Origin of the sequence: Flavobacterium flavipigmentatum (assembly GCF_020911905.1) — a bacterium.
Classification (GTDB): domain Bacteria; phylum Bacteroidota; class Bacteroidia; order Flavobacteriales; family Flavobacteriaceae; genus Flavobacterium; species Flavobacterium flavipigmentatum.
This window is the reverse complement of sequence record NZ_CP087133.1, coordinates 2,638,566-2,658,605: the sequence shown is the minus strand read 5'-3', so window position 1 is coordinate 2,658,605 and position 20,040 is coordinate 2,638,566. Positions and strand designations below refer to the sequence as shown.

21 protein-coding genes are annotated in these 20,040 nt (G+C 31.8%); 20 read left to right on the top strand and 1 reads right to left on the bottom strand.

All coding sequences use genetic code 11. From position 1 onward, the window contains the following. The first annotated feature begins 124 nt into the window (after positions 1 to 124). The 20 genes from LNP22_RS11580 (at position 125) to LNP22_RS11485 (ending at position 19,221) form a co-directional block, all read left to right on the top strand. Positions 125 to 1,198 (top strand): acyl-CoA reductase, encoded by a 1,074-nt coding sequence (locus tag LNP22_RS11580; RefSeq protein ID WP_229973595.1) that lies wholly within the window; start codon positions 125 to 127, stop codon positions 1,196 to 1,198. Positions 1,199 to 1,289: 91 nt separating this feature from the next. Then, positions 1,290 to 2,360: a 3-phosphoserine/phosphohydroxythreonine transaminase gene (serC, locus tag LNP22_RS11575; RefSeq protein ID WP_229973594.1), complete on the top strand. Its 1,071-nt coding sequence runs from the start codon at positions 1,290 to 1,292 to the stop codon at positions 2,358 to 2,360. Between the two features lie 218 nt (positions 2,361 to 2,578). Continuing rightward, complete coding sequence (locus LNP22_RS11570) at positions 2,579 to 3,529, top strand: D-2-hydroxyacid dehydrogenase (RefSeq protein ID WP_229973593.1); 951 nt, start codon at positions 2,579 to 2,581, stop codon at positions 3,527 to 3,529. 105 nt (positions 3,530 to 3,634) lie between these two features. Continuing rightward, positions 3,635 to 4,192 carry a DUF937 domain-containing protein gene (locus tag LNP22_RS11565; RefSeq protein WP_229973592.1) on the top strand — a complete coding sequence of 186 codons (558 nt, stop codon included), beginning with the start codon at positions 3,635 to 3,637 and terminating at the stop codon, positions 4,190 to 4,192. 220 nt (positions 4,193 to 4,412) lie between these two features. Then, positions 4,413 to 4,847: a DUF6146 family protein gene (locus LNP22_RS11560; protein WP_229973591.1), complete on the top strand. Its 435-nt coding sequence runs from the start codon at positions 4,413 to 4,415 to the stop codon at positions 4,845 to 4,847. A 50-nt stretch (positions 4,848 to 4,897) separates the two neighbouring features. After that, positions 4,898 to 5,215 (top strand): DUF6787 family protein, encoded by a 318-nt coding sequence (locus LNP22_RS11555; protein ID WP_210665708.1) that lies wholly within the window; start codon positions 4,898 to 4,900, stop codon positions 5,213 to 5,215. A gap of 850 nt (positions 5,216 to 6,065) precedes the next feature. Beyond that, positions 6,066 to 6,485 carry an SRPBCC family protein gene (locus LNP22_RS11550; RefSeq protein ID WP_229973590.1) on the top strand — a complete coding sequence of 140 codons (420 nt, stop codon included), beginning with the start codon at positions 6,066 to 6,068 and terminating at the stop codon, positions 6,483 to 6,485. A gap of 136 nt (positions 6,486 to 6,621) precedes the next feature. Further along, positions 6,622 to 7,158, top strand: a complete 537-nt coding sequence (locus LNP22_RS11545) for a DUF2975 domain-containing protein (RefSeq protein ID WP_229973589.1) — start codon at positions 6,622 to 6,624, stop codon at positions 7,156 to 7,158. Positions 7,159 to 7,161: 3 nt separating this feature from the next. Then, on the top strand, positions 7,162 to 7,383 hold the full coding sequence (locus LNP22_RS11540; protein WP_229973588.1) for a helix-turn-helix domain-containing protein: 222 nt from the start codon (positions 7,162 to 7,164) through the stop codon (positions 7,381 to 7,383). A 218-nt stretch (positions 7,384 to 7,601) separates the two neighbouring features. Continuing rightward, the gene (locus LNP22_RS11535) at positions 7,602 to 8,516 is read left to right on the top strand and encodes an alpha/beta hydrolase family protein (RefSeq protein WP_229973587.1); all 915 of its coding nucleotides are present in this window, start codon (positions 7,602 to 7,604) and stop codon (positions 8,514 to 8,516) included. A 179-nt stretch (positions 8,517 to 8,695) separates the two neighbouring features. Then, complete coding sequence (locus LNP22_RS11530) at positions 8,696 to 9,478, top strand: aminoglycoside 6-adenylyltransferase (protein WP_229973586.1); 783 nt, start codon at positions 8,696 to 8,698, stop codon at positions 9,476 to 9,478. 192 nt (positions 9,479 to 9,670) lie between these two features. Beyond that, complete coding sequence (locus tag LNP22_RS11525; RefSeq protein ID WP_229973585.1) at positions 9,671 to 10,273, top strand: hypothetical protein; 603 nt, start codon at positions 9,671 to 9,673, stop codon at positions 10,271 to 10,273. Between the two features lie 183 nt (positions 10,274 to 10,456). Continuing rightward, positions 10,457 to 11,398, top strand: a complete 942-nt coding sequence (locus LNP22_RS11520) for a hypothetical protein (protein WP_229973584.1) — start codon at positions 10,457 to 10,459, stop codon at positions 11,396 to 11,398. A gap of 137 nt (positions 11,399 to 11,535) precedes the next feature. Next, entirely contained in the window at positions 11,536 to 11,946 is a 411-nt protein-coding gene (locus tag LNP22_RS11515) for a hypothetical protein (RefSeq protein ID WP_229973583.1), read from the top strand. A gap of 283 nt (positions 11,947 to 12,229) precedes the next feature. Then, complete coding sequence (locus LNP22_RS11510; protein ID WP_229973582.1) at positions 12,230 to 12,877, top strand: hypothetical protein; 648 nt, start codon at positions 12,230 to 12,232, stop codon at positions 12,875 to 12,877. 355 nt (positions 12,878 to 13,232) lie between these two features. Continuing rightward, entirely contained in the window at positions 13,233 to 13,742 is a 510-nt protein-coding gene (locus LNP22_RS11505) for a hypothetical protein (RefSeq protein WP_229973581.1), read from the top strand. Between the two features lie 123 nt (positions 13,743 to 13,865). Continuing rightward, a complete protein-coding gene (locus LNP22_RS11500; RefSeq protein ID WP_229973580.1) occupies positions 13,866 to 14,267 on the top strand; it encodes a hypothetical protein in 402 nt (133 codons plus the stop codon). Between the two features lie 388 nt (positions 14,268 to 14,655). Continuing rightward, positions 14,656 to 15,864, top strand: coding sequence for a DUF6161 domain-containing protein (locus LNP22_RS11495; RefSeq protein WP_229973579.1), 1,209 nt, complete (start codon positions 14,656 to 14,658; stop codon positions 15,862 to 15,864). 559 nt (positions 15,865 to 16,423) lie between these two features. Beyond that, positions 16,424 to 17,941, top strand: a complete 1,518-nt coding sequence (locus LNP22_RS11490; RefSeq protein ID WP_229973578.1) for a reverse transcriptase domain-containing protein — start codon at positions 16,424 to 16,426, stop codon at positions 17,939 to 17,941. 560 nt (positions 17,942 to 18,501) lie between these two features. Continuing rightward, on the top strand, positions 18,502 to 19,221 hold the full coding sequence (locus LNP22_RS11485; protein WP_229973577.1) for a hypothetical protein: 720 nt from the start codon (positions 18,502 to 18,504) through the stop codon (positions 19,219 to 19,221). Between the two features lie 462 nt (positions 19,222 to 19,683). Here the strand turns inward: LNP22_RS11485 and LNP22_RS11480 are convergent, their stop codons facing one another. Beyond that, complete coding sequence (locus tag LNP22_RS11480) at positions 19,684 to 20,040, bottom strand: YybH family protein (RefSeq protein ID WP_229973576.1); 357 nt, start codon at positions 20,038 to 20,040, stop codon at positions 19,684 to 19,686.

Genomic DNA, 20,040 nt, shown 5'->3' with positions numbered 1-20,040 from the left:
TTATTAGTTAAAAAGTCAAAAAAAAGCATTTCAATCTTTTGACCAGATGCCTTTTGACTTTCGACTTATTTATGCTTATTTTTGTGCAAAATTACAATCAAAACCTTTCATAAACAAATTACTTATGTTACAAAACGAAAAAAAACAATCTTTTATAGCACTAGGGCAATTTTTAAGTCAATTTTCTGAGGAAGGAAACACTAAAAACGAATTGGTTTCAGGTAATGATTTGTTTTTTGATGATTTTACACATTTAATTCAGCTTTCTCAATCTCACAATGGATGGTACACCCCTGAACAAGTGTATTTTGCTATACAATCTTGGGCTACAGCCTTGACCGAGGAAAACATTAACAAATGGCTAGCACCTTATTCTTCAAACGCTTCTCAGGACAATAAAAATATAAAAACGGTTGCTTTAATTTTGGCCGGAAATATTCCTTTGGTAGGCTTTCATGATTTCTTATCGGTTTTGATTACGGGAAATAAAACCTTAATCAAAACTTCTTCAAACGACCAGCATTTATTGCCTTTTTTGGCTAAATATTTAATTTTTATTGATGAAAGCCTGAAAGATAAAATCACTTTCGTGGAAGGAAAATTAGAAAATTTTGATACCGTAATTGCTACCGGAAGCAACAATACAGCTCGCTATTTTGAATATTATTTTAGAGATAAACCTTCGATCATTCGAAAAAACAGAAATTCGGTTGCTGTTTTGAATGGACAGGAAACCAAAGAAGATTTGGAAGCATTAGGCGAAGATATTTTTAGGTATTTTGGTTTAGGATGCCGCAATGTTTCGAAAATATTTGTCCCAAAAGGCTATCAATTTGATGCTTTTTTTGAAGCTATTTTCAAATATCAGGATGTTATTCATTACGAGAAATACGCTAATAATTACGATTATAATAAAGCGGTATTTTTGATGAGTAATTTTAAATTGCTCGACAATGGGTTTCTTACCATCAAAGAAGACACCAGTTACGCCTCTCCTATTTCGAGCGTTTTTTACGAATTTTACGAAAATATAGACGACCTACAAAAACGACTTCACGCTGATGCTGAGCAAATTCAGTGCATCGTGAGCAATAATCTCATTCAAAACAGTATTGCGTTTGGCGAAAGTCAAAAACCCCAATTATGGGATTACGCAGATAACGTAGATACTATAACGTTTTTGTTAACAACAAAGTAAAAATATGTTCAATTATTTCGAATAATTTATCGCTTTTTCAGCTCCTATTGCCGAAATTTGCGTTTTTAAAATTCGGACTATTTACTATACCATGAAAAAACACAACTACAGCGCAGGACCAAGTATTTTACCACAAGAAGTTTTTGAAAAAGCATCAAAAGCAGTTCTAAATTTTAACGATTCCGGATTATCTATTCTGGAAATTTCGCACAGAAGCAAAGATTTTGTTGCGGTAATGGATGAAGCTCGATCGCTAGCCTTAGAATTATTAGGATTGGAAGGAAAAGGATATCAAGCCTTATTTTTGCAAGGTGGTGCAAGTACAGCCTTCTTGATGGCGCCTTACAACTTGATGAAAGAAAACGGAAAAGCAGCTTATTTAGACTCTGGAACCTGGGCAACGGCCGCGATCAAAGAAGCGAAGCTTTTTGGAGAAACCGTAGTCGTAGGCTCTTCAAAAGAAGAAAATTACAACCATATTCCTAAGGGATACTCGATACCAACTGATGCCGATTATTTTCACTGTACGAGCAACAATACCATTTTTGGAACTCAAATGAAAGAATTTCCAGCTACCAACATTCCTGTGGTTTGCGACATGAGTTCTGATATTTTTTCGCGCAATTTAGATTTCTCTAAATTTGATTTGATTTATGCCGGAGCTCAAAAAAATATGGGTCCTGCAGGTACTACTTTGGTGGTCATCAAAGAAGAAATTTTGGGTAAAAACGGAAGAACAATTCCAAGCATGTTAGACTATGCCAAACATATTAAAGCAGAAAGTATGTACAATACACCTCCTGTTTTTGCCGTTTATGTTTCGCTATTGACTTTGCAATGGATTAAAAGCAAAGGTGGCATTGCAGCTGTTGAAAAACTGAACGATGCAAAAGCCGCTTTATTATATGCAGAAATTGATAGAAACCCATTGTTTAAAGGTGCTGCAGCTGTTGAAGACCGTTCGAATATGAATGTGACCTTCTTGCTCAACAACGATGAACATACAGCCACTTTTGATGCTTTATGGAAAGAAGCGAATATCTCTGGATTGCCAGGACATCGTTCTGTGGGCGGTTACAGAGCTTCTATTTACAATGCGATGCCTATCGAAAGTGTTCAGGTATTGGTAGATGTAATGAAGGCTTTGGAAAGTAAAGTTTAATTGTATATTCGGTTAATCGTTAATTTGATTAATTGTTGAATCGAAAGTAGCAATTGAACACTGGATTTCTAGCCCCGATAGCAGTGGAAATCCTTTTGTGCCGGGGTTCGGCACAAAAGATTGGAGCGGATAGCGGGATTAGCTCCTGAATCAAAAAAAAAAAAATTAATATTGAGGATGATGAGATTGCTTCGTTCCTCGCAAAGACATAAACTAAAATGAAAGTATTAGCCAATGATGGAATTTCTAAAAGTGGAATTCTAGCTTTAGAAAAAGGTGGATTTGAAGTTATAACAACAAAAGTAGCGCAGGAACAAGTTGCTAATTTTGTGAATGAAAACAATGTAGACGTAGTTTTGGTGCGTAGCGCAACAAAAGTTCGTAAAGATATTATTGATGCTTGCCCGGGGCTAAAAATTATTGGCCGTGGTGGTGTTGGTATGGACAATATTGATGTGGATTATGCTAAAAGCAAAGGAATTCATGTGATTAATACGCCGGCATCTTCATCTGAATCGGTTGCCGAATTAGTGTTTGCGCACTTGTTTTCTGGTGTTCGTTTTTTACATGATTCGAATAGAAATATGCCTTTGGAAGGTGATTCTAACTTTGATGGTTTGAAAAAAGCATACGCAAATGGTATTGAATTAAGAGGGAAAACGTTAGGTATTGTGGGTATTGGCCGTATTGGTCAAGCTACTGCAAAAATGGCGCTTGGTTTGGGTATGAAAGTAATTGCAGCAGATAGTTTTATTCCGTCTGTAGATGTAACGGTAACGTTTTTTGATGGCCAGTCTATCACGACAACGATCGTTTCGCAATCATTAGAGTCTTTGTTTAAAGAGGCAGATTTTATTACACTACACGTTCCGGCACAAAACGGTTACATTGTTGACGAAGCGGCTTTGGCTACTATGAAAGACGGTGTGGGTATTGTAAACTGTGCTCGTGGAGGCGTAATTGATGAAGTGGCTTTGATAAAAGCATTAGACTCTGGAAAAGTGGCTTTTGCTGGATTGGACGTTTTTGAAAGCGAACCAAAACCGGAAATGACGATCCTGATGCACCCAAAAATTTCGTTGACGCCACACATCGGAGCCGCAACCGGAGAAGCACAAGACAGAATCGGAACTGAATTAGCCTCACAAATTATTACATTATTAAGCTAATCAGGATTATATACTATATTAAGAAAAAGGGATTTATTACAACTGTAATAAATCCCTTTCTTTTTTTTACTAAATTTGATACTTGTAACCAAAAATCTAAAAAAAATGTTTGAACAATTATCACAATTAGTACAACAATACGGCGGTTATGCTGTCGTAAAAAACAATGCTGTTCCTAATGAGCAAAACGAAGATGTAATGAAGGAAGCGAGCAGTTCTATTTTTTCGGGACTGCAAAAAATTGCTGCTGAAGGTGGCACCGAGCAATTGGCTGGATTATTTCAAGGAAAATCTATTGACAGTTCTAATCCCGTTGTGAAACAACTTACAGAACAATTGACTGGAAATTTGGGTCAAAAATTTGGTTTGAGTAGCGAAACTTCTTCTGGAGTTGCGGCAAGTATGATTCCGCAAGTATTAAGTGCCTTAGTCAACAAAGCAAAAGATCCTAATGACAGTAGTTTTCAAATTTCGGACATTATTAGTGCTATTTCTGGAAATAGCGGTCAAGCCTCCAGCATCATGGACACGATTTCTAAATACGGAATGCAATTTGGCCTAGACCAAAACGGAGACGGAAAAGTAGATCTAGGCGACGCATCTGCTCTTGCCTCTAGCAAAGGCGGAATTGGTGGTTTACTTGGTAAATTATTTGGAAAATAGGTTTATTGAAGGCGCTGAGATACTGAGGTCCTGAGATACTGAGTTTTTAAAAAAGCTGTTTACTTTGTCGTAAATGGCTTTTTTTTTTGTGGAGGTACAAAGGCTCAAAGATGCAGAGGTGCAGAGGTTGAGATAGTGAGAGACTCCATCAACAAGCAACTGACAACAAACATCCAAAACCAGTTTTTTTTCGTACTTTTAAGTTCAAAATTTCAGGAATATGAAAAATTGCATTTACATACTGCTTGTTTTATTGGTGATTATTGCCTGCTCGACACCGCAAAAAACACTTGATGGTACTACAAAACAGAAGCTCGCCGTAAATGATACGGTGCGCATTGCCAATGATTCTCTGGAATATGAAGTAATTATTATCGATAACGGATTTAGCAGCTGGCTCGCCTCCAGAGCTCAGCCTCGTAATTACCATTCGCTGTCGTATCTCGAAACCAAGAATCAGTTTTATGTTTTAGAATGGAATAATCGGGTCATGCAGCCACAACGCTACAATCCTAATTTGTATGAAATGACGATTGATTACAGGCCCAATATTCGCTACGGGTACGAAGTAAATTACCTGATTTACAACTATATGATTTATTTTCAGAATACCTACCAACAAAATCTTGGCGTAGGTTATATTCCTATCAGATAATTTTAGTCCTTAAATTTAGATTACTATATTTGTAATCATTACAAATAAAAATGAATCGACTAAAGAAACGTTGGGGCATTACCTCCAATTTACAACTTGCCATAATATTTATTGTATTTGCCATCACCGGATCGGCATCTGCATGGTTGTCTAAACCTTTTTGCGCATGGTTGGGCATCACTAAAGCAGATTTTGGCGGCTGGTTTACTTTAATTCGATTACTTATCATCTTCCCTATTTATCAGGTTTTATTAGTGGCTATAGGCACTATTTTTGGGCAATTTCGCTTTTTTTGGACTTTCGAAAAAAAGATGCTCAAAAATATGGGACTTGGTTTTTTGTTTAAAAATGATCAGCCCAACAGCTAAATATGTTTTTTATAGTGTATCAAAAAAACAAATATATTTGATAGCCGTAATTAATGAGATTAACTTTTTGGTTTGCATCTGAATAAGGCAGTTTGTTTGGGTTATAAATAAGTTGGTGGTAATTCTACAGATCCTTACCGAATTAATTCTTTCGACTAAGGGAAGAAAGTTAGAATTTGGATAAATACTAGAAAAAACCGATAATTTTCGGCGCATTAAATAAACTCGTTAGGATTTTCTCATCACACTGATATGAAACAGATAACAAAAAATATAATCTGGATTCTTTTATACACATTGATAACAAGTGGAGTAATTTTCATAGGCTTAAAAAGATTTGATCAACTATGGGAAAAATCAATATTAGTATTACTTGGTGTGGCGAATGTAGCATTATACATAAGAAACATAAAAAGAATCAAATATTTCACTTTTATTGATAATACATTGGTCATCACTCAAATATTTTCAAAGGAAAAAAATACGATTTAAAAGTAATATCGAGTTGGACTGAAAATCACTTCCATTTGTTGGATATTAAAACAGCGAACGAAATAATCATAAACACAGAAGGAATAAAGATCAAATTGTTTGAAAGAAATTCAAAGGACTATGAAAAACTCTCAAACTATTTGAATGATAATTTCCATACAAAATACGAAAACCGACTTTAACTACTACTACAGATTTAGACAAGTAGAATCGTAGTGAGTTGGTCAAGCATTTAGAATCATCAGACATAACTAAGGATATACAAAACGAAATTTAACCTAAAAAATATATTCCAGTCACCGCTGTCTCGCATAGCACAAAACGATTTACTTACCCATTATTAATTAATACAAAAGCAATGATAACAAGCAAATCTACAATTCTAATTAATGCAAGTAAAGATAAAGTCTGGGATGCTCTCACCAAACCAGAAATTGTAAAACAATGGCAGTACGGAAGTGATTTGATTACCGACTGGGAAGTTGGTAGTGAAATTAGATTCAGGAATGAGTGGGATAATAAAGTTTTTGAGCAGTGGGGAAAAATAATAGCAATTGTACCTCATAAGCTAATCAAATATAGCTTATTTTTCCCGAGACCTGACTTAGAAGACAAAGAAGAAAATTATTTCATCATGAGTTATATACTATCTGATGATGATGATAGGATTAAACTAGAAATTGTAAAAGAAGACAATCGTACCGGAGCCGTAATCGAGAAAGACAGTGGTGAAGAAAATCCTGTCTTAAAGGCATTAAAAGAAATTATTGAAAAATAAATATGAGCTAGAGCTAATAATATAATCCATTGCCAACCTTTCTAGCAAAACAAAAATATATTGAATAAAAACCTATATTTATTGTTTATCAATAAATAATTATTATATTCGTGATGTAATTTAAATTCAAATAATTATGTCAAAAACAAATAACATCGTATTTAAAGGATTAAGCATTGTAGCTTGGATGATTTTTGTTGGCTTATGCATTGAGGCCGGTGGGCTAATCGTCAATTTTATTTTTAGTCTCTATAAGCCTGAATTTGTCGCAAATCTTTATCAGAAACTTGATTTAAGTGAAATGTACGAACGTAATAAATTGGCTTTTTTCAGTATGTACAGTTTTATACTTGTCATCGCAATTTTGAAAGCTGTCCTTTTTTATGTAGTCATTATATTAGTAAGCAAAATTGATCTACTAAAGCCGTTCAACAACTTTGTTTCGAGACAAATTTCACTAATTAGTTACTTTACTCTCTCAATCGGACTTTTAAGTTATATCGCTCAACAGTCGGCTAAAAATCTACTTCATCGTGGCTTTGTTATTGACAACTTAAACCAGTTTTGGGAAGATAGTGAAGCTTTTATTTTGATGGCAGCTGTAATCTACGTTATTGCGACTATCTTTAAAAAAGGAATAGATATTCAAAACGAAAATGAACTAACTGTTTAAGCTATGCCAATAATTGTAAACTTAGACGTCATGATGGCAAAGCGAAAAATTTCTCTAAATGAACTTTCTGAAAGAGTCGATTTAACATTATCTAATCTTTCCATCTTAAAGACAGGAAAAGCAAGAGCAATTCGTTTTAGCACATTAGAATCAATTTGTAATGCATTGGATTGTCAGCCAGGTGATATTTTGGAATATACAAGTGACGAAAAAAAGAAACTTTAAAATTATACTTTAATATCCTCAAATTGAAAAAATTAGAAGCTAAAAAAGAATATTGTATTTAGGCAAATGACTTAATAGAAAGTCTTCTATTTAAAATGATTAGGCAAATCCGAAAATAGGGCTTAATTTAGTTTAAAATTCGCTACAGGCCAAAATGTTAGTGATCATAACGTCTCCCAAAAAGCAAGACTTAATTAATTTAAAATAATTTAAGGAAAATGAACCGAAAAAACAAACTCGCCTTTTTTAAGAGCATTCTAAGAACAAAAAAAATAGGCAAATATTCTCTCTTACTAGTATTGTTTTTTGTTACTTATTATGCATCAGCTATTCCCCCAAATTTTACTACTAAGGAGATAAAATTTGTTAGTGAAGGAGATGAACTCGCCGGAACTATTTTTATACCTAACATCATTGAGGCCGCCGTTGTCATTATTCATGGATCTGGACAAGAAAAAAGAATGATACAATTTGCCACTACCCTAGCCAACAAAGGAATTGCAGTTTTTACGTATGATAAACGTGGAGTTGGAGCATCTGCGGGTGTATATGCCGGACCTGAAGTAGGCACTAATAATGTTGATTTCTCTAACTTAAATCTTTTGTCTTTAGATGCAAGTGCTGCCGTCAATACTTTATCTGAATTTTTATCAAATGATCAAATACCAATAGGTTTAATAGGTGGTAGTCAGGCTGGATGGATAATTCCGTTGACTGCAGAGAAAAATAAAAAGGTCAAATTTATGACTATATTTAGCGGCGCACTTATAACGGTTAAAGAACAATTGAGATTCCAATTCTATACCAATGGAGATAAAAATTTTTGGGACACCCACACCGAAGAAGAGGCAAGAAAACATATATTCAACGACCCAGACAAATATGAGTTTATTGACACAAACCCAAATGATATTCTTTCTAGATTATCAATTCCAGGACTCTGGGTTTATGGTGGTAAAGACATTCAAGTTCCTGCAAATCTTTCAATAGAATATCTTGATAGATTAAAATCTAAAGGAAAACACTACGACTATAAATTGTATACAGACTTAGGACACAACACAGCATTTTCAGACTCTGAAGAGCCTATGAACAATGCAATCAATTGGATAAAAAATATAAATCATAAGTAAAAAACGAGATATACTATTGCTAACGACTACCACAGCTTATTTAAACTATTATCTTAATAAAAACCTATTCTTTGCATTTAGAATAATTTTGCAAATCCGAAAATAGAGCTTAATTTTAATCACAAACCCGCATACCAGAACGTTATAGAACATTTTAAAGACAGACCATAACTAACAAAATGATACAACGAGTATTTGCCGATAAAGCCAAGACAATTTTAAAGCCAGACGATAATGTCATTGGTTTAGCTGTGGCCGGCTCGTGGCTGACAAACGAGATAGATGAGTTTTCCGATCTTGATTTGATTATAGTAACTAAACAAAAAATTTCAGCTGACAAAAACCTAATGCTTGACTATGCAAAAAGATTAGGAAATTTTTTATCTGGGTTTACAGGCGAACACGTTGGCGAACCAAGAGTTCTAATTTGCCTTTATGACAACCCACTCTTACACGTTGACATAAAATTTGTAACACTTGACGAGTTTCACACTCGTATTGAAACTCCCGAAATACTGCTGGACAAAAACGCACAACTTCAAAAAGCAATTCATAATTCGCAAGCAAAGTTTCCATATCCCGACTATCAATGGATTGAAGACCGATTTTGGACATGGATACATTATGCTTTACTAAAAATTGGACGTGGAGAATATCTTGAAGCCTATGATTTTATGGGATTTTTACGAATGGTCGTTTTCGGACCTTTGCTTCACATCAAAAATGACAACTTACCTCGTGGCGTAAGGAAAGTAGAAAAAGATTTAGATACTGACGATTTAGCCCAACTAAAACTCACATTACCAACTTACGACAGACAATCATTATTAAAAAGTTTGAGAAACGCGGTATTGTTATACAGACAATTAAGGTCTGAACTATATGACGCCAAAGTACATTTGAAAAACGACACAGAAAAAAAAGTAATGGCATATTTTGACGATATTGAGAACCGAAAATAAAGAAAGGCTAGTTATAACAATCAACACAGCGTATTTAAGCAATTAACTTAATGCAAACTTGTTTTTGTAATTAGAATGCTTTACCAGATCCGAAAAAAGGGTTTAATTTAGTGCGACTAATACTTTAATAGTGTGACGGTAGTAGCAATTTTAACACATAACATATAATTGAATATTAAATTTAAAAAAAAGATGACAGAACCAAATAATAGTAATTTCAATTTTGAAATTGATAATTCAGTGTATTTAAATCATAAAGACGCGATAAAAATATTCGGACATGATGAAATGACAATCAAGAAATTAATTAAATACTTATTGATAATAGGTGGAATTCTCCTTTTACCATTTATACTTAAAACTATTATCAATTTAATTACTATTTTTTTTAATAATGACTTTTCTCTGCATCCAAATATTTTAAACTACATGGGTTTGGCACTTTTTTTATCAGGAATATATGTGAAAAGAAATTTTAGAAAAATCCCAATGGTAATAGTATATAAAGACAAAATAATGTTTAAAAATAAAAAAACATATACCAATTTTCCACTGCTAAGAATACTTGACTTATATGATTTGTATAGAATGGGAAATTATACAACTCTACAAAAAAATGAAATAAAATGTATTGTAAATCCTGAGAATAATTATTTAGATAATAAACCGTACTTTGAACTAAAAGCAAATAGTTTAAAATATTCAATATTATTAAATGCTAATAAAGATTATCAAAAATATATTTACACTTATTTAAGTAATTATCTTGAAACTGACAAAACACACTTAATTTAAAGAAAGAAATTCTACAACATATTTTTACAACTACCATAACGCAAACCCAGTCTTGCATTTAAAATAATTTAGCAAATCCGAGAAAAGGGTTTAATTTAGTTTAAAAAACCGCTTTATTATCAAAACGTATACACTATTAAGCCACCAAAAATTAATATAAGCGAGCATTAAAAAAACAATACGATGATAAAATACTCCTTTATTTTTCAATTACTGATCTATTCATTAAGTTCGTTGGGACAAAACTATGAATTTAAAGAGCCTAAAAACTTTAAAATTGAATTCGGGTTACTTGATTCATATTCTGGAGATCCTAAAAAACTTGGCGATACAATTTCTATATCATATTTTGATAATGCAGGAAATCGTATTAAAACAATTCATAAATCAGAAGGTAGAATGGAATCAATATCCAGTTTTAAATATGATGATTCTGGACATAAAATTGAATATAAGGATTACGGAAGACAAATATATTATACAATTACTGATCCCAAAACTGGAAAATATATTGAAAAATGCAAATGGGATAGTACAGAAGTTGTCATGCTTACAAAATATCAATACCAAAATGGATTACTTAAAAGATCTGATGATTATTCTTCTGACAAAAAACTCACATATTCAATTCTCTATGACTACGATTTGCAGAAAAGAGTTCTTAAAGAAATAAGTATGTCTTATCCTGAGGATAATATACTGGCTTATTTTAAACCTAATTCGACTGACATTGATTCGGATCACCAAAAGCAAACTAAAATTGAGACTTATACCAAATTATATTCTTATACGAAAAATTTAAGAATATGCACATATTCTGATTCATCTGGTATTAAAAGCAGAGATACAACAATATTTCGAAATGGACTAATTGCGAAATCAATTACATACAATTCTAAAGGTAAATTTCTCAAACAAGAATTATATAAATATAATACTGATAATCAATTGATCGAATATTCGGTAAATAATACTGGTATTGGATTCAATGGAGAGGAATTGGACATGATTACCGCAAACAGATTCAAATATGAATATGATAATGATGGATTCTTGATTTGCGTATACTGTTATGACAAAGAAGAACTATTACAGAAATATTATTATAAAAGAATTAAAAAATAAACATTCGATAAGAGCTACTAAAATTTATTTAGACAACTACATTAATACAGACCTAATAATTTTGGCAAACCCGAAAATAGTGCATAATGTAGTTCCAAACCCACTCTAACAACAGAACATTAATAACAATTTTAAAAATGAAAAAAATTCAAACAACAATTATTATTTTGACATTGTTTCCGTTTTTTTCAATTGCACAATCAATCATTGTATTGGAAAATAAAAATTTTCAAGGAGCAATATTTCCAAAAACATATACAAATTCCGCTTATAACTGGTTAGATAAAAGTGATCGATTTTCGCCAACTACTGCAGAAGTGGAAAAATTTGAAAATGCATTACGCTCTAAACTAAAAAAGATTAATACAAACCTCTGGGATCAACAAAACTCATGTCCTATCATTCACAGAAATCTAAAAAAATATATTCGACAATATTTGGGATTTATTGATGAATCAGGCAAAAAATATTTACTTGTTAATTTTCTTTGGAATAAATCATTTCAAGAGAATACAAATGATCCATTTTATAATGAATTAGGAGATTAGAAAAAACACTGGCAAGTTTTCTTTGATGGTTGCAGTCATTACTGGCAAATTAAGTATTATTTAGAATCAGATACATTGTTTAACCTGAAAATAAACGGTTCAGAATAAAAACATTGCATAACTCTCATTTCAAACAATTGCGGATTTTGTGGTAAGTTCATGTTTGCTTTTCGCAAGAAATTTTATCTTTAACCGAAAATAAAAAGTCGAGAATACTCGGTCGCACAGCAGAGACTGTTTCTGTCGCGCTACTTTAGCATTAATAAAAAACAATATCACACCTATGAAACCAGTTACACTACTTTTATCAATTTTCATATTTGCTAACTACAATTGCCAACAAAAAAAACCTGCAAATAATACAAAAGAATTTGAAGGAAAAATTACTTATGAAATTTCCGTTGTGTCGAAAACAAACGCTATATCTACAGAAAATCTCCAAAAATTATATGGTACTAAAATGACAAAATACTTTAAAAAAGGTAATTTTAAAATGTCATATAATGGTGAAGACATTAAAACGATATATTTTATTAAAGATGAGAATAAAGAATATGATTATAGAAATGGTATAGATACGCTTTTTGTAACATCTTATAGCGATGAAAATAGAAAATTGATTAATTCTACATTTGACAAGTCTGAAAAAATAATTCTTAACCGAAAGTGTAAATTGTTAATTCATGAATTGGAGAATACTAAAAATTACTACTGGTATGACTCATCGTTATATATAGACCCAGAAAACTACAAAGACAGTAAATTTAGTTTTACTGATATCTATTTTAGACAGGCAAAAGCACCTTGGTTAAAATATAAATATGACGGAAAAAATATTACAATAAATTATACAGCAATTCAAATAAGTGAAGAAAAGCTAGATGACAATATATTTTACCTACCTAATTTACTACAGAGTTACTACCTCTAACACCAGCCTCAGCGCTAGCAGCTCTGCTAAAAGCAATACTGAAAATAAGTTATGTATTAGGCAAAGCAATAAAAACCCCAAAAGCTACAAACCATAAATAACTATAAAAACCAACCTCGTTTACGAACCTGTAAGCCAGGTTTCTTTTTTGAAGAAAACACATGAATAGTAAATAAAAAAATGACAGAGCAAATTGGTAAGAAAAAATAAAATATATTTGATAACAATAAAAAACGAAACTAACTTTTGTGTTGGCATTCAAATAAAGTTGAATAACGAAACTTTGTTTTGGATACAAATAAGTTGGCAATCAGTAATAAGTTACAGAAAACGAATAACAGAAAAATAAAGTATAATGAAAATCAACATGAATCAAATAATCTACATTTCAATTTTTCTGTTGGGCATATTTGTTTGGGCATATTATCGTAACGCAAAATCTGAAAAAGAAAATGTTGAAAATGTAAATCCGAATAAACTCGTTCAAAATAATATTGTCCACGAACAATTATCTGAAAAGCAAATTGAGAAAATAAAAAAGATTCAGTCATCTTTTGCTGACGTATATAAAATTTCTTTGGAAGAAACAATCACAAATTTTAAACGGGATCAAAATCCTGATAATGAAATTGAAGTTTGGCTTAATATGCTAAAAGCTTATGAAAAGTTTGTTTACAAAAATGGAACTGAGATTGAATTGAATAAAAAAAACGAAGTTTTTAAATTAATATTAATGCGTTCAATGATGGATGAAAAAAAAGCTGAATTTGAAACTAAATGCACAATATTAAATAAAGATGAAATAAATGAAATATTTAGCTATTATAAATTGGCAGCAAAACCTCTTCTGATTGAAACCAAATAATAGAACCGCCAACAGCTAATACAACGGATATAAGATGCTTTATCAAATCCGAAAATAGGGATTAATGTAGTGCTAATAACATTGTAACACATACTATATAATCGAACATTAAATCTTAAAAATATGAGCAAAATACGCGTTTATTTTACATTTCTTTTAATTGGATTTTCGATCATTTCGTGCGACCGAAATGAGGACGGAAAAGCAGATGACGATATTAAACTATCAAAAAAAGACATCATTATGGAGTCTTCTCAAAGTTCTTATACCGTAGAAACTCGATCGACAGACTACTGGCTAAACGAAATATTTTTGGATGGAAAAGCTACTGATCTCAGTACAATTAATAACCTTGGCAAAAATTGGATTGTTGTACATCCAGAATATCAAGTAGAAAGAAAAGAAGATGGCAAAAAAATAGTGATTACTATGAACAAGAATAATTCTAATGCAGATAGAATATTAATGATCACTTTGCAACATGGCAATTACTTTGATGGTATTAGAGTAACGCAGAAAAAATAAAAATGAGCATAGCCCTTACCTAGCCTTCCTGTAAAAGCTACCAACCATAAATAACTATAAAAACCAACCTCGTTTACGAACCTGTAAGCGAGGTTTTTTTTTGAAGAAAAACAAAGCTTTCGTTAAAAAAACACTACTTCTTATACTATAAAACACAAATAATTAGTAAATAAAAAATGACAGAGACGATTGGTAAGAAAAAATAAAATATATTTGATAACACTAAAAAACGAAACTAACTTTTGTGTTTGCATCCAGATAAGTGTGTGTGAGAGAAACTTTATTTAGGGTATAAATAAGTTTATAGCTAATCTTAAAACATGCATGTAACCCGCTTACTTAACTAAAAAAATAGAGCATCATGAACACCCGAGAAATAAATAAATTCATGAAATCTGAAGTAGCCTCAGAAATCAGAGATTCACAATTCACTTTACATTTTCCAATTACAGATTTTAAAAATACCTTTGAGTTATCTACGTTATTTAGATATGTAATTGAACAAATTAAAAAATGGGACGATTATGGTGCACTACCTTCTGAATTATTAGATAGTAAAAATTATTTTTCAACTATCCAAGATAGAATTGAACAATTAGTCGAAAGCGTCAATAATGGAAATGGTTCTAATCCATATCTTCGAGAATTACAATCTTCAATTGCTCAACGTAGCAATCAAATAATTCCTGGCGATTCGAAAGAAGCGTCGTTTCTTATTTCAGTTTTCAAAGAATCCTCAAAAAAATTTGAAGCGGCTTACGCATTCTTAACAGAAAATATAAATTATTCTTCTTTTTCCAATAAAGAATATTTGCAAGGAATAATGATGGGCGTTTTACACAATATAGGTGAAAATCCTACAATTAATAAAACCTCACACGAACGAGCTTCTTTTAACTCTTTAAAAAGCAAAGTAGAAAAATACGTAATCGAATCTGACAAAGATTTAAAAGATTTATTCAAGGAAGGTCAAGAAAAGATAGAAACTTTTGTAGAAATCTTAGAAAACATGAAGAAAGAAAATCAGGAAAAACTTGATAAATGGTTTTTATTGAATCAAGCAACTGCAAGAAATTTAAGCTCAGAGGTTACTGAAGAAAGAAAAAATATCGAGCAAACTTATAAACAACTTTTACAATTGCAAGCACCGGCTCTACATTGGAAAGAATCAGGAGAAAAACTATTGAATGAAGGACATATGTTTATGAGAGCATTATTTGCCTTGATACTAGTTGGTGCAATTGCTTTATATTTACTACTTTGGAAGACACCTGAAGGCATGTTAGCAAGTTTTTTTAATGACGATAAAGCATCTGCAATTCGTTGGTCAATTGTTTTTGTGACATTCATTTCTTTAATATTTTTTGGTATTCAATCGTTAAGAAAAGCAATGTTTTCAAGTTTTCACTTGGCAAGAGATGCACAAGAAAGAGAAAAACTAACTATGTATTATTTATCCCTAATTAAGGAAGGAGCAGTAGGGAATGAAGATAGAAATCTAATTCTACAATCTCTATTTAGTAGAGCTGATTCAGGCCTACTAAAAGAAGATAGTAGTCCAGCAATGCCTGGAATTATTGATAAAATAAGAAACTAACCAAATTTATATGATGCCTAGTTATAAAAGCGGTTTCAAGCAATTATAATAGTATTGTTCTATTTTTATTAGCTGGAAATTACTCAAAAAGAAATTTACATATCTTTATAAAAAAGTAGTAAATTGCTGGCACTTTGCGAAATTTCAGACCGTTGGCAGATAGTGAAGTTCAATGGAAAGAAGATAATCTATAATTAAAAATGATTTAATAACAATAAGCTTTTTGGGGTCAGAAGGTCGGAATGATACGTTTAACTATAATATACCATTCTAAAAGATACGTTAGATGGGAAGGTAAATACCAATTTCCAAATGTTCTAATGAAAGAATTAATGAGGAAAGAGTTATTAACAGCATAATGACTGTTGAAGCCCTGAGGTTGGTTCTGCGTTTCAATTTTCTGAACATATTTGATGTGTTTATTAATTTAGTTACAAAGATAACAATTTCTATACCTGAAAAGAGTAGTGTCGCAATAGCCTTGCAAAAGGTAAAAGCTTCGACGGAGCCTGTACATTCTAAACCTACTACTATAAAATCTGACCCCTTTTTTTAAAATATGGAAATAGAAAACTGGTTTAAACTTAAAAAATATCCACATATTGGCTTACCAATTACGATTAAAGATTATAATTGGGCAAAAAAGTATGTTATGGATAAAGAAAAAATAAAAAAGCACAGCTTTCTTCCTCTCATTCATAAATGTATCTCACAAAGGAAATTTAGACCCGATAAAACTAGGACTGACAAAACAAAAACAAAAAAAAGATTTAGAATTAAAGATAAAAAAGATAGAAATATTTTTTTTGCTTCACATATTGATTCTTTAATTTTTTCGTACTACAATACTTTATTGGTTGATGCTTATGAAGCATATATTTCAAAGAAAGAATATAACAATTCGGTAGTTGCATATAGAAAAATTCCGCTTTTTGAAGGTGCAGAAAATAACAAATGTAATATTGAGTTTGCAAAAGAACCATTTGAATTTATTAAAAAAAATAATGACAAAAAACTTTCTGTAATTGTTGCTGACGTCACTTCTTTTTTTGACAATCTTGACCATAAAATATTAAAAAAACAGTGGACTAAAATATTAAGTGAGAAAACTTTACCTTCAGAGCATTATAATGTTTTCAAGGCTCTAACTAAGATTAAATATATTGAAGGCGAACAACTTTTTAATAGTTATCATAGAACTATGATAGTTGAAAGAGGATTGCCTAATTCCTCTAAAAAATCAATTTACAAAAGAAAAGAAATTAGTAAATCTCACTATTTCAAAGAAAAAAAAGCAGTTGCATACTGTGAAAAAGATGAGTTTATAAAGAATAATTTAAATTTAGTTATTTCAAAAAATAATAAAGTTGGAATTCCACAAGGAAGCCCAATAAGTGCGACATTGGCAAATGTTTATATGATAGATTTTGACAAAATTGTTTATGAAAAAGTTAATTCAATTAAGGGATATTATCAAAGATATAGTGATGATTTAATTATAATTTGCGAGCAAGAATATGAGGATGAGATTATCAAAATAATTAGAGAAAATATTTCGGCCAAAAATGTAGCAAATCTTGAAATTCAACCAAAAAAAACAAGTGTATATAGATTCGAAAATATAGAAAATACGTTTAAAGGTTTTGAAATTGATGAAATAACTAAAATGCCAAATTTCAATAAAACGCTTGAATACTTAGGCTTTTCTTATGATGGACAAAAAGTACTGATTAAAACTTCTGGCTTTTCTAAATTTTATCGCTCAATGATAAAATCATTTAAAAAATCAGCTTCACTCTCAAAATATAGTAAGAATCCGGATAAAAGAATTTTTAAATCTAAACTTTTTAAAAGATTTTCGTATAAGGGGTCTAAAAGAAAATTAATTTATAGATCATCCAAAGATGATAAAACAAAATACGTAAAAACTAAAGAATATAATTGGGGAAACTATTTGAGTTATGTTTATAAAGCTAATTGTACAATGAGAGAAATCAATCACGAAGATTCAATTAAAAAACAAACTCGTAAATTTTGGAAAAACTTTAATCACTTAATGAAAAAACATAGTACTTAAGAACTTTATCAATAATTGTAAAAATTAGTTTAAAAATAACATAGTAATCGTTGAATATAAAACAAAAAATACTTTCACAAAAAAGCACTACAAAAGCCTTCAAAAACAACTTGTTTTAGGAGGCTTTTTTTATTGGATGTAAAATAGTAGTTGGGTATAATGTGACGTTGAATATTTTGTAGTTAAAAAATTATATTTGTAAGAAAAAATACTTATATTTGAAATACAAATACCACCACAAAGATTTCCACTCTTCTACTACAGTACGAAAAAGGTATAACCCTCAGCCAATTACAAATAAATCATTCCGTTTTTTTACTATTAAGGATCAGATCTTTAGTACGCTAAAAACTGATTATCCCAACAAAAAAAAGCTTTTGTTAGGTATTTAGAACGCATCATAGAGTCCCAACTGGGCTTTGTATACTTAAAACACAAAGAAGACCACCCCAAACGATCTTTGTAGTTGCCTAAATAATTGGCAGCACAACAGCTATCACATAAAAGAACTGCCCCTATTGTTTGCCTATTTAAAATAGAAACCATTAAAAAACAGTACCATGAAAGCAGAAACAGGACACAACAAAAATGTCACCAATTTTGAAACCTTAATTATCGTTTGCCAAGGTTTTGGAGCCAACTACAATCCGTCTAATCCCAGCATTATGATTCCCTTTTTGATGAACCAGCACACAGACGCAAAAGCAGCCGTACAAGAAGTTAAGGTAACCGAAACACCTTTTAACAGTATAGAAGGAGAACGAAAAACCCTTTTTAAACCCTTAAAACCCACCGCTACAAAAGTCATCAACGCACTCAAAGCCGCTGGAGTTCCCGCCACAGTAATTGCAGATGCCGAAACCATTAACCGAAAAATACAGGGAAAAAGAGCCGACAACACCATCAAAGAAGTGCCCGAAGGAGAAGAAGCAAAAGATAAAATTTCGGTTTCGCAACAAGGTTTTGATATGCAAATTGACCACCTCGAGAAATTAATCGAATTGGTACATCATGAACCCAAGTACGCTCCTAACGAAGAGCACCTTAAAGTGACAACACTCACCGATTACAAAATAGCTTTGGAGACTATCAATACAGCTTTTAAAACAGCCTATGTTCCGTACAAAATAGCCCTGCAAGCGAGAGACGTAAAACTCTACAGCTCCAATACCGGATTAGTAGATAACGCCCAAACTGTCAAAAATTACGTCAAATCGGTATTTGGAGCAACCAGCCCGCAGTACAGGCAAATTAGTGCGCTTCTTTTTAGAAAAATATAACCCTATTCTAAATCTATCAAGTAGAATTTGACCGACTGAAAACTTGATTCGACCGACTGAAAACCTGATTTAAGCGACTGAAAACTTGATTGAAGCGACTGAAAACACGATTGAAGCTACTGAAAACTTGATTTGACCGACTGAAAACTTGATTAAAGCGACTGAAAACTTGATTCGACCGACTGAAAACCTGATTGAAGCGACTGAAAACACGATTGAAGCGACTGAAAACACGATTGAAGCGACTGAAAACACGATTTGACCGACTGAAAACACGATTTGACCGACTGAAAACACGATTGAAGCGACTGAAAACACGATTTGACCGACTGAAAACTTGATTCGACCGACTGAAAACCTGATTTGACCGTTGTAAAGTAGCATTCGTCCCAGCAACAACAAGGCAAAAAAAAACCACTTTGCATAGTACTGCAAAGTGGTTGTTTTTTTACCAATAATAATTTAAAATTTCATCGGCATCGACCAAGTATGACATTGGATTTTCCAAACGGCATGTTCTACCCTCCAGGTAACAGCATACTTGCCTTCGCCAATTACTTTTTGGCTTGATAATTCGATATCTTTAAAAATACCATATTCAAAAGCCAAGTTGTCACTAATCACTACATTTTCGGGTTCAAAAACAACATCTACTTTACCCAAACCGCCTTTCATAAAATCAAGAATGTTTTCGTTGCCTTGAATTGTTGGTTTATTGGGTGCGAAAATTAAAGCTTCTTTTGCATATACATTTTTAAAAGTTTCTGCTTCTGCATCGTGCCAAGCATTTGTCCAGACTTGCATAGTGGGTTTTGACAT

Excerpts from the sequence above, each read along its gene's own strand:
- LNP22_RS11580 (WP_229973595.1), top strand. The coding sequence starts at position 125 with ATGTTACAAAACGAAAAAAAACAATCTTTTATAGCACTAGGGCAATTT.
- serC (WP_229973594.1), top strand. The coding sequence starts at position 1,290 with ATGAAAAAACACAACTACAGCGCAGGACCAAGTATTTTACCACAAGAA.
- LNP22_RS11570 (WP_229973593.1), top strand. The coding sequence starts at position 2,579 with ATGAAAGTATTAGCCAATGATGGAATTTCTAAAAGTGGAATTCTAGCT.
- LNP22_RS11565 (WP_229973592.1), top strand. The coding sequence starts at position 3,635 with ATGTTTGAACAATTATCACAATTAGTACAACAATACGGCGGTTATGCT.
- LNP22_RS11560 (WP_229973591.1), top strand. The coding sequence starts at position 4,413 with ATGAAAAATTGCATTTACATACTGCTTGTTTTATTGGTGATTATTGCC.
- LNP22_RS11555 (WP_210665708.1), top strand. The coding sequence starts at position 4,898 with ATGAATCGACTAAAGAAACGTTGGGGCATTACCTCCAATTTACAACTT.
- LNP22_RS11550 (WP_229973590.1), top strand. The coding sequence starts at position 6,066 with ATGATAACAAGCAAATCTACAATTCTAATTAATGCAAGTAAAGATAAA.
- LNP22_RS11545 (WP_229973589.1), top strand. The coding sequence starts at position 6,622 with ATGTCAAAAACAAATAACATCGTATTTAAAGGATTAAGCATTGTAGCT.
- LNP22_RS11540 (WP_229973588.1), top strand. The coding sequence starts at position 7,162 with ATGCCAATAATTGTAAACTTAGACGTCATGATGGCAAAGCGAAAAATT.
- LNP22_RS11535 (WP_229973587.1), top strand. The coding sequence starts at position 7,602 with ATGAACCGAAAAAACAAACTCGCCTTTTTTAAGAGCATTCTAAGAACA.
- LNP22_RS11530 (WP_229973586.1), top strand. The coding sequence starts at position 8,696 with ATGATACAACGAGTATTTGCCGATAAAGCCAAGACAATTTTAAAGCCA.
- LNP22_RS11525 (WP_229973585.1), top strand. The coding sequence starts at position 9,671 with ATGACAGAACCAAATAATAGTAATTTCAATTTTGAAATTGATAATTCA.
- LNP22_RS11520 (WP_229973584.1), top strand. The coding sequence starts at position 10,457 with ATGATAAAATACTCCTTTATTTTTCAATTACTGATCTATTCATTAAGT.
- LNP22_RS11515 (WP_229973583.1), top strand. The coding sequence starts at position 11,536 with ATGAAAAAAATTCAAACAACAATTATTATTTTGACATTGTTTCCGTTT.
- LNP22_RS11510 (WP_229973582.1), top strand. The coding sequence starts at position 12,230 with ATGAAACCAGTTACACTACTTTTATCAATTTTCATATTTGCTAACTAC.
- LNP22_RS11505 (WP_229973581.1), top strand. The coding sequence starts at position 13,233 with ATGAAAATCAACATGAATCAAATAATCTACATTTCAATTTTTCTGTTG.
- LNP22_RS11500 (WP_229973580.1), top strand. The coding sequence starts at position 13,866 with ATGAGCAAAATACGCGTTTATTTTACATTTCTTTTAATTGGATTTTCG.
- LNP22_RS11495 (WP_229973579.1), top strand. The coding sequence starts at position 14,656 with ATGAAATCTGAAGTAGCCTCAGAAATCAGAGATTCACAATTCACTTTA.
- LNP22_RS11490 (WP_229973578.1), top strand. The coding sequence starts at position 16,424 with ATGGAAATAGAAAACTGGTTTAAACTTAAAAAATATCCACATATTGGC.
- LNP22_RS11485 (WP_229973577.1), top strand. The coding sequence starts at position 18,502 with ATGAAAGCAGAAACAGGACACAACAAAAATGTCACCAATTTTGAAACC.
- LNP22_RS11480 (WP_229973576.1), bottom strand. The coding sequence starts at position 20,040 with ATGTCAAAACCCACTATGCAAGTCTGGACAAATGCTTGGCACGATGCA.